Here is a 9,515-nt window from a genome sequence, read left to right on the forward strand (position 1 = left end):
TGCGTGCGCGCGATATGACCGAAACTGCCCACGCTACCGGGGCCGCCGTGGCTGCCGATGTGCCCCCCGAGCAGACGCTGCAAGTGGGCGATGTCTCGCTGGCCTATCGGCTGCTGGGACGCGGTACTCGTCCGCTCGTCTGCATTCACGGCGTGGGGTCTTACCAGGAAGCCTGGGACGACGTGGCCGGCTTGCTGGCGGACGATTTTCGTATCCTCACCTTCGACCTGCGCGGTCACGGCCGCTCGTCGCGCGTGAAGGGACGCTACGAGATCGACGATTTCGTCGCCGACGCGCTGGCGCTGGCCGATCACGTGGGGTTTGCGACGTTCGACCTGGCCGGCTTTTCGCTCGGCGGCCTGATCGCCCAGCGACTTGCGCTGTCGCATCCGACGCGTTTGCGCCGTCTCGCGCTGCTCGCCACGGTGTCGGGGCGCACCAAAGACGAGCGTGAGCGCGTGCTGGCACGACTCGCGGCGCTGCAAAGCGGCGAGCGCGGCGCGCACTACGACGCCTCGCTCTCGCGCTGGCTCACCGAAGACTTTCAGGCAAGGTATCCCGAGCGTATCGCCTACCTGCGCGAGCGCAACGCGCAGAACGATCCCGATTGCTATGCGTCGGCATACCGGGTGTTGGCGGAGACCGACTTCGGCGGCTTCATCGATCAGATCCGCGTGCCGACGCTCATCGTGACCGGCGAAGACGATCAGGGCTCCAACCCGCGCATGGCGCGCTTTATGCATGAGTGCATCGTCGGCTCGCAACTGGCCATTCTGCCGGGCATGCGGCATTCGATTCTGGTCGAAGCAGCCGGGCAGGTCGCCGGGTTGCTGCGCGATTTCCTCGCCGACGATGTTGCCGACCCGCAACGGGCAGGGAGTGCCGCATGATCGTCGAAGAGCGCATCTACCGTATTCGCAACGGTTGCATGAGTCAGTACCTGAATCTTGTCCGTACCGAGGGGATCGCGATTCAGCAACCCATTCTCGGGCATCTGGTCGGGTATTTCACGACCGAGATCGGCGTGCTGAGTCAGGTCACGCATCTCTGGGCGTACCCGAGTCTGGACGAGCGTGCGCGTCGCCGCGCCCGACTCGCGCAGGACAAGCGCTGGCAGGCGTTCATTCCGCGTCTGTCCGAATTGATCGAAACGGCGGAGAACCGCATTCTGGTGCCCACGGACTTTTCCCCGCTGGCGGCGTTCATGCCTCAGACCGCCAGGGACCTGACTTCTACGGAAATTGAGGAGGTTGGCCATGACTGACCGACTAAGAATCGAGAACCTGTACAAGGTTTTCGCGGACAAGCCGGCGCGCGCGCTGTCCATGTTGCGCGAGGGCAAACGCAAGTCCGACGTGCTCGAAACGCTCGGTCAGGTCGTGGGCCTGGACGACGTCTCGTTCACGGTGCCGTCCGGTGCGATCTACATGATCATGGGCTTGTCCGGCTCCGGAAAATCGACGCTTGCACGCTGCATCAACCGGCTGAACGAGCCGTCTGCGGGGCGCATTCTGCTCGACGGCGAGGATATCTGCGCGCTCGACGAACGCGGCCTGCGCGAGGTGCGCCGCAATCGCATCTCGATGGTGTTCCAGCACTTCGCGTTGCTGCCGAATCGACGTGTCATCGAGAACGTGGAGTTCGGGCTGAAACTGCGGGGCATGCCCGCGAGCGAGCGGCGTCGTCGCGCAGAGGAAGTGCTGAGTGTGGTCGGGCTGGCGCGCTGGGCGTATCACATGCCTCACGAACTGAGCGGCGGCATGCGTCAGCGTGTCGGACTGGCACGCGCGCTCGCGACCGAGGCGGACGTACTCATCATGGACGAAGCCTTCAGCGCCCTCGATCCGCTCATCCGCACGGAAATGCAGGACGAGTTGCTGCGCCTGCAACACACGCTCAACAAGACGATCCTGTTCATCACGCACGACTTTCAGGAGGCGCTCAAGCTCGGCACGCGTATCGCGATCATGTCCGAGGGGCGTCTGGTGCGCGAGGGCACGCCCCAGCAGATCGTGCTGGAGCCGGGCAGCGAGTACGTGGCGGCTTTCACGCGCGACGTCGACCGGGCCCGGTTGTTCGACGCGCGCTCGGTGATGGCCCCTGTGCCTGCCGTGCTGGCACAACAGGACCATCGCTTGCCGTGCGTGCCGGCGGATATGCGTCTGGTCGATGTTGCGGCGCGTTTTAACGCCGACGAGCCGATGGGCGTGACCGATGAAAACGGCAAGCTGATCGGCGTGCTGGATGTGAGGCAGTTGCTTGCCCGAATTGGCGCTACAGCGAGCGCAGGAGACCATCATGCTTAATGCAGACCAACTTGCCGTCTTCCCCTTCGACCAGTGGATTCAGGAGGGCGTGCAGTGGATGGCGCTCCATATGCGTCCGCTGTTCCTGCTCATCAAATGGCCGGTCGAACGCCTGCTTACCTTCAACGACAGCGTGTTTCATGCGGCACCGTTTCCGGTGATGGTGGTGATTGCGTTCGTGCTGTGCTGGCGTCTGGCAAGTCTTGGCGTGGCGGCCTTCAGTGCCGTGGTGTTCGTGGCCATCGCGATGCTCGGGGTGTGGAACGAAGCGATGACGACGCTCTCGCTCATCACGACGGCGATTCTGTTCTGTGCGCTCGTCGGCATTCCGATCGGCATCTGGAGCGCGCGCAGCGAACGGGTATGGCTTGTGGTGCGCCCGGTGCTCGACATCATGCAGACGACGCCCACGTTCGTGTATCTGGTGCCCGTGGTCATGCTCTTCGGTGTGGGCAACGTGCCGGGCGAAGTGGCGGTCGTGACTGCGGCCATGCCGCCGCTCATTCGCTTCACCCATCTGGGCATTCGCATGGTGGAGCACGAAATCGTGGAAGCCGGACTGGCGTTCGGTGCCGACAAGCGCCAGTTGCTGTGGGAGGTGCAGTTGCCGCTGGCCGTGCCGACGATTCTCGGTGGACTGAACCAGACCGTGCTTACGGCGATGGTGATGTCGGTCGTGGTCGCCATGATCGGTGCGGAAGGTCTCGGACTCGTGGTGTTGCAGGGACTGGGGCGGCTCGACGTCGGGCGCGCCGCCGTCGGCGGTATCGCCATCGTTTTGCTGGCCATGATGCTCGACCGGTTCACACAAAAGCTGGCGCGCACCCGACCGCGCGATCAGCAGACGTTTCGTGCGGTCATCTCGCGCCTGTTTCGCGGGGAGCGTCAGGTAGCGGGCGACGTGCCCCCGACGGCGCGTGCGGCGGATGCACGCGAAGCGCTGTGATCGGATGTGACCCGTGCGTATGCGTTTCGGTATCTCTGATTAGCCGTTCTGTTTTCGGTAGCAACAAATTTTCGTGGCGCCGAAATTTCGTAGCGCCGGGCGCGACGACCCTGTCGCGTCACGGCACCCGTGCCTGCAGGCGCCGACGGGCTCTGCGCCTGTGGGCCGATCACTCGACGATCGCAAAAGATCGAACAAGTCTTGGAGAGCAGCAATGAAAGGATTCGCAAAGGCGGTTGCCTCGTTCACGCTTTCGCTGGTGGCGGCGGGTGCGTTGCACGCGCAAACGCTGCCGGGCACGGGAAAGACGATTCATTACGCGCAGAGCGACAGCTTCGGCGGCAATTACGTCGTCGCACAGATCGTCTCGAAAGCGTTCAAGGGGCTGGGCTATGACGTCAAGCTCAGCACGATGAACACCACGCTGTTCTTCCAGGCGGTCGCGCAGGGCGACATCGACCTTGCCACGGACGTGAATTTTCCACAGCGCGAACCGGGCTTTCGTGCCGTGGCGGCGCAGGCAATGGTGGTCGGCGCCGGACTGATTGCGGGGGACGGGATCAACGGCTATCTCATCGACAAGAAGACGGCGCAGCAGTACCACATCACCAGCCTCGAACAGATGAAGGATCCGAAGATTGCCGGACTCTTCGGCAAGGACGGCAAGGCGGAACTGATCAGTTGCGATCCGGGCTGGAGCTGCGGCGACGTCGTCGATTATCAGCTCGACAAATTCGGGTTGAAGCCGACGATCAAGGCCGTGCGCGGCAAGTACGAAGCGCTCATGGTCGAGGCAGTCACGAAGGTGCGGCAGGGCAAGCCGGCGTTCTTCTACGCATGGAGCCCGTCGTGGGTGACGAACGCGCTGGTGCCGGGCGTGGACGTGGTGTGGCTGCCCACGCCGGCGGACGCGTTGCCGCCCAACGTCCCGAACAAGGGTTCCGCACTCGTGAACAATGTCGAGGGATGCGCGGGCGGCGCGAATCCGTGCCGCATGGCCATGGCGTCGTGGAACTGGGGTTCGGTGGCGAACAAGCAGTTCATCGCCGCGAACCCGGCCGTCAAGGCGCTGATCGAGCAGATCCGCTTCCCGGGCAAGACGTGGTCGCAGTGGGAAGCCATCATTAGCAAGGAAGGGGGCTCGCCCGCGCTGATCACCCGACTCTCGGACGAGTGGATTGCCGCGAACAAGGCCCAGATGGATCAGTGGGTCGCCACGGCGGCCAAGGCACGCTGAGCGGAGGGCATCTCATGAACCGGGAACTGTTCGACAAGGGGCTGAAGACGCGCCGCGAAGTGCTGGGCAGCGAGTACGTCGACAAGTCGATCGCATCGGCGGACGCCTTCAATCGTCCGATGCAGGAGTTGGTGACCGAGTACTGCTGGGGCGAGATATGGAATCGCCCGGGGCTGGATCGTCGCACGCGCAGCCTGCTGAATCTGGGCATGCTCACGGTGATGAATCGGCCGCACGAGCTGAGACTGCACGTGCGCGGGGCGCTGACCAATGGGGTAACGAAGGAGGAAATCGCGGAGGTTTTCCTGCAGGCGGCGATCTACGCCGGTGTGCCGGCGGCCATCGATAGCTTCCGCGTGGCCCGTGAGGTTTTCGACGCCCAATCGTGATCGGGGCGGCAGCGAACCAAGCGACTGGCGATAGCTGGGGAATACCTCGCTCGTAGCTTGGTGGTCTCTTGGTAGTGGCTCGGCAGTGGTTTGGCAGTGGCGCCATACGACGCCATTGCCAAGCCGCGTTTTTGGGTATCGAGCCGCGTCGAACGCTGGGTGAAGGCTCCTGTCGCCCCTGTCGTGGCGCAAGAACCGAAGAGGCCTGACTGTCTCGCAAAGTGATGTGCGCTATCGGTGCCAAAGTGGGGACTCCCCTCTCACCGATGGAGACCCATCATGATCAATACGCAAGCAAGTTCGGGTGCCGGCAGCGTGTCGCCGATCGATTCGATCGAAATTCGGCCACCGGTAGTGGATGGCGACGGAATCGTGGTCATGCGCACGACCCGGCAGGCCCCGATGTCGGATTCGATTGTCGAGAAGCTCGACGACGGCGCGGGATCGTTTCCCACCGCGATTTCGTCGCGTACGGTGATCCGGCCGCCGGAGGACATGGCCGCAGACTTCGACACCGCCATGCCTTTGCCGACGTCCTACAGTCTGCCGCTTGACTTGCCCAGTCTGGCAATCGGCTCAGAGCATGCAGTCGCGACGGCACGCAACAGGCCTAATCCGTACCAGAAGGAATTACCTGCGTGGTGCGATGCGGTCAAGCAGAGCGAGGACGCCGGCAAGCAATTCATCGAGCAGTTTGTCGAGGATAAGATGCCCGAGGCCCGCGTTCAGCTCAGACAGGCAATCGTGCTTCAGTTCGTGGAGTTGATCAAGCTCGTGCCGTTCAAAGGCGGCGAGCGCACGGCGCTCTGGAAGAGTCTGGTTTCGCTGGACGTCAGTGTCGACACGTTGGACGCTGCCTGGTCACGCCTGGACATCGAGATGTTCCCGGAGGCGGACCGCGCGGAGATCGGGACGCTCCTGCAGGCGCGCGGGGTGACCGGCGCCCGCGCGAGCTCCGTTTGAATCGTTTCGACGCACCTCGCCCTCAGCCGTGCGAACGGTCGTGGGTGCCGCGATAGGCATGTTGCGATCGGCAGGCCGCGATTGACGTGCCGAGATTGACATACCGATGTTCAGGCTTTGGGCGTATCGACGGTCTTGTCGGCGTCCGATGCCTTCGCCACCGGGCCCGGCAAGCCGGTGATCTTTGGCACGCACTCGCGATGGAACCACACCAGGTTGACCGGCTCGCCCGCGAGCAAACGCTTGACGGGCGGCACGACCTGTTCGCCGATGAGCATGCCCAGCAACCCGATGAGCGCGACGGCCGGGGGCGCGGGGGAGCGCACACCAAGACCGCCGTAGATGATGCCGACGAGCACGCCGACGGCAAGCGATACGAGATACAGCTTCATGGAAGTCTCCGGTGTTTGCGTCTGCGATCCGTGGGTTCAGAACGCCCAGCACGAGCAGCCAAGCGCGCCCCAGAAGCCGCTCTCGTCGGCCGCCGGCACGCCTGCCGACCACGCCTTCGCATGCGCATGGCCGTGCACGCCGCACGAGGTTGCACATGCGCAGCTCACACTCACGTTGAGCACCTGCGGCTGGCGCGGTTGATACCCCACGCCATGGCGTGCAGGTGACCAGTCGGGCATGGCGGGCGGCAGTGCGGGGGCGTGGCTGCCGAAGTCTCCATCGCCATAGACGACTTTGCCGCCGAGCATCGTGAGCACCGATGTGATGTCCTGAATCTCGTCCTCCGGCACGCTGAAGTAGTCCGCCGACAGCACGGCCAGATCGCCGAGTTGCCCGACCTTGATCTGTCCTTTTTTCCCGACTTCGGAGGAGAACCACGTATTGGCTTCCGTCCAGAGGCGCAACGCTTCGTCGCGATCGAGCAGACTGCCCGGCGCGGCCATGCGCAAGCCGCCCACCGTCTTGCCCGTCACCAACCAGTAGAGCGACACCCACGGATTGTAGGAAGCGACGCGTGTGGCATCCGTGCCCGCCCCGACCTTGACGCCGCGCTCCAGCATGCGGCGCACCGGTGGCGTGGCTTCGGCCGCCTTCGCGCCGTAGCGCTCCACGAAATACTCGCCCTGATAGGCCATGCGATGCTGTACGGCGATGCCGCCGCCCAGCGCTGCAATGCGGTCGATGTTGCGTTCGCTGATCGTCTCGGCGTGATCGAAGAACCAATTCAGGCCGTCGAAGGGAATGTCCTTCGCGACTTTTTCATAGACGTCGAGCGCGCGGGAGATGGTTTCGTCGTAAGTCGCATGCAGACGCCACGGCCAGCGGTTCTGTGCGAGCAGTCGCACCACCGGTTCGAGATCGCCTTCCATCGACGGCGGCATCTCGGGACGCTCGACGCGAAAGTCCTCGAAGTCCGCTGCCGTGTACACGAGCATCTCGCCCGCCCCGTTGTGCCGATAGAGATCGTCTCCCTGACCGGGGCTGACCTGTTTCACCCATTGGCTAAAGTCGGCCAGCTCGGCCTTGGGTTTCTGCGTGAAAAGGTTGTAAGCGAGGCGCACAGTCAACTGCCCCTCGCGGTGCAGGGCTTCGATGATGTTGTAGTCCTCGGGATAGTTCTGGAAGCCGCCGCCCGCGTCGATCACACCCGTCACCCCAAGCCGGTTGACTTCGCGCATGAAGTGGCGTGTCGAGTTCTTCTGGTATTCGGGCGGAAGCTTCGGCCCCTTGGCCAGCGTGGCGTAGAGAATCGTTGCGTTCGGCTTGGCAAGCAGCAGGCCGGTCGGGTTGCCCGACGCGTCGCGCACGATCTCGCCGCCCGGCGGGTTGGGCGTGTCCTTGGTGTAGCCGACCGTGCGCAATGCTGCGCCGTTCAGAATCGCCCGATCGTACAGGTGGAGGATGAACACCGGTGTGTCGGGGGAGATGGCGTTCAGTTCGTCGATGGTCGGCAGCCGTTTTTCCGCAAACTGATGTTCGGTGAAGCCACCGACCACGCGCACCCATTGCGGTGCGGGCGTGCGATCCACCTGTGCCTTGAGCATGCGTAGCGCGTCGGCCAGTGAGCGTACGCCGTCCCAACGTAGCTCCATGTTGTAGTTCAGGCCGCCACGGATGATGTGCATGTGACTGTCGATCAGCCCGGGGATGACTCGGCGGCCTTTCAAGTCAATGATTTGCGTATGCTTGCCCGCAAGACGCATGACATCGTCGCGTGTGCCGACGGCGCTGAACGTTCCATCCGTCAGCGCAACGGCATCAGCCTGCGGGTTAGCGCGATCGAGTGTGGTGAACTTGCCATTGACCAGAATGAGGTCGGGTTTCGACATGAGAGGCTCCGGAGGAAGGCGGGCGGGGCGGCAGTGAAGATCGATTGGGGCGCGAGCGGGCGTGCCTGACTGCGACCGATGGCAACCGGCCCATAGTGACTGACCCATCGCGACTGACCCATCCCGACTGACCCATCCCGACTGCCCCATAACGACCGACAGCAATGCATGAGCGTATGTCGTCCGCCGCTTGCCCACTATCGTCTTTTCGTATTAGCGTCGCCGTCCCTTGACTGGCCGGGTTCGAGGCATGCGATGTCCTTCATCTGCGGGAAGATTTGCCCGAACGGACGTTCCTTTTCGTGATGTTGAACGTCACATGACTGACGTATACTCAGGTTCACCGAACCCTTACATCGCCCTTGCATGAACGCGCTACCGGACTGCGACATCGCGACCGTCTACGTCGTCGACCATGACGCGGCGGAGAACGACAGGGTTTGCGCATTGCTGGCGGGGGCGGGATGGCGTGCGCAGGGGTTTGCACAGGCAACGTCGTTTCTTGCCGCTGAGCGCAGTGCCGGACCGGGGTGTCTGGTGCTGGACGCGGACCTCGGCGCCCCCGGCGCCGGCCTGACCCTTCAGGACACGCTGCTGGCCATGCTGGACCCGATCCCGGTTGTGCTGATCTCGGGCCGGGCGGATGTCGCCGCGAGCGTGCGTGCCATGAAGGCGGGCGCGGTCGATTTTCTGGCCAAGCCGTTTTCCGACGAGATACTGCGCTACGCCGTGGGCGCCGCCCTATCGCTCGACCGTCAACGGCTGAGACGCGAGCGTGCCAGCACCGATGTGATCGAGCGCGCGCAGCGTCTGTCGCAGCGCGAGCGAGAGGTTATGGCCCTTGTGGCGGCCGGTCGTATGAACAAACACATTGCCGACGAACTCGGCATCAGCGAAGTCACCGTCAAGATTCACCGGGGCAACGCGATGCGCAAGATGGAAGCGCGCTCGTTTGCGGAGCTCGTCATCATGGCGCACAAGCTCGGCATGACGTCACCGGCGCTTTACCACGGCGGTATCGGGCGGCATCGTCGCGAGACCGCGTGAATGCTTGCCGACGGCGCGCCCGCGCTGTCTTCGTTGTCCGCCATGTCCGATGCGCCATCGATTGCCGGTGGCGCATCGTCGTTTCAGCGGCCCGGACGCACGATCGGCGCCGGTGGTGGTGCTGCATCCGGCCGCGGCGGCGTGGCCGCGTTACCGAAGTGGTTTCCCCATGCGCTGAGGGGGCCGATGCCGCGAGCGTAATCCGTCTATATATAGCAGGCCCTGTCCGTGCTCAAGCGCGAGGCTCGCTGACAAACAAAGTGCCCCCACGTCAAAATAGTTTCACAAAGGGCTTGCGCGATTGGTCGAAGGTCATTAATATCTCGTCTCTCGCAACGACAGCGA

General features: G+C 63.7%; 11 protein-coding genes. 9 read left to right on the forward strand and 2 right to left on the reverse strand.

What is annotated here, in order from left to right; genetic code table 11:
• Positions 1-14: 14 nt before the first annotated feature.
• From PCA31118_RS24580 to PCA31118_RS24610, 7 genes are all read left to right on the forward strand, one after another.
• A complete protein-coding gene (locus PCA31118_RS24580) occupies positions 15-890 on the forward strand; it encodes an alpha/beta fold hydrolase (protein WP_150627581.1) in 876 nt (291 codons plus the stop codon).
• Positions 887-1,264, forward strand: coding sequence for an NIPSNAP family protein (locus PCA31118_RS24585; protein ID WP_150627582.1), 378 nt, complete (start codon positions 887-889; stop codon positions 1,262-1,264). The genes PCA31118_RS24580 and PCA31118_RS24585 overlap by 4 nt, the downstream gene beginning before the upstream one ends.
• Positions 1,257-2,306, forward strand: coding sequence for a quaternary amine ABC transporter ATP-binding protein (locus tag PCA31118_RS24590; protein WP_150627583.1), 1,050 nt, complete (start codon positions 1,257-1,259; stop codon positions 2,304-2,306). Before PCA31118_RS24585 ends, PCA31118_RS24590 begins: the two co-directional genes overlap by 8 nt.
• Positions 2,299-3,252 (forward strand): ABC transporter permease, encoded by a 954-nt coding sequence (locus PCA31118_RS24595; protein WP_150627584.1) that lies wholly within the window; start codon positions 2,299-2,301, stop codon positions 3,250-3,252. The genes PCA31118_RS24590 and PCA31118_RS24595 overlap by 8 nt, the downstream gene beginning before the upstream one ends.
• Positions 3,253-3,466: 214 nt before the next feature.
• Positions 3,467-4,489, forward strand: a complete 1,023-nt coding sequence (gene proX, locus PCA31118_RS24600; protein ID WP_150627585.1) for a glycine betaine/L-proline ABC transporter substrate-binding protein ProX — start codon at positions 3,467-3,469, stop codon at positions 4,487-4,489.
• Positions 4,490-4,503: 14 nt separating this feature from the next.
• Positions 4,504-4,878, forward strand: coding sequence for a carboxymuconolactone decarboxylase family protein (locus PCA31118_RS24605; RefSeq protein WP_150627586.1), 375 nt, complete (start codon positions 4,504-4,506; stop codon positions 4,876-4,878).
• A 279-nt stretch (positions 4,879-5,157) separates the two neighbouring features.
• Complete coding sequence (locus tag PCA31118_RS24610; RefSeq protein WP_150627587.1) at positions 5,158-5,841, forward strand: hypothetical protein; 684 nt, start codon at positions 5,158-5,160, stop codon at positions 5,839-5,841.
• 110 nt (positions 5,842-5,951) lie between these two features.
• Here the strand turns inward: PCA31118_RS24610 and PCA31118_RS24615 are convergent, their stop codons facing one another.
• On the reverse strand, positions 5,952-6,233 hold the full coding sequence (locus PCA31118_RS24615) for a XapX domain-containing protein (RefSeq protein WP_044454431.1): 282 nt from the start codon (positions 6,231-6,233) through the stop codon (positions 5,952-5,954).
• Positions 6,234-6,269: 36 nt separating this feature from the next.
• On the reverse strand, positions 6,270-8,123 hold the full coding sequence (locus PCA31118_RS24620) for an amidohydrolase (protein WP_150627588.1): 1,854 nt from the start codon (positions 8,121-8,123) through the stop codon (positions 6,270-6,272).
• A gap of 366 nt (positions 8,124-8,489) precedes the next feature.
• Between PCA31118_RS24620 and PCA31118_RS24625 the strand changes: the two genes are divergently transcribed.
• Positions 8,490-9,170 (forward strand): response regulator transcription factor, encoded by a 681-nt coding sequence (locus PCA31118_RS24625; RefSeq protein ID WP_150627589.1) that lies wholly within the window; start codon positions 8,490-8,492, stop codon positions 9,168-9,170.
• On the forward strand, positions 9,171-9,371 hold the full coding sequence (locus PCA31118_RS24630) for a hypothetical protein (RefSeq protein ID WP_150627590.1): 201 nt from the start codon (positions 9,171-9,173) through the stop codon (positions 9,369-9,371). It begins immediately after the preceding gene.
• Positions 9,372-9,515: the final 144 nt, after the last annotated feature.

The sequence above is a fragment of the Pandoraea captiosa genome (assembly GCF_902459775.1).
GTDB lineage: Bacteria > Pseudomonadota > Gammaproteobacteria > Burkholderiales > Burkholderiaceae > Pandoraea > Pandoraea captiosa.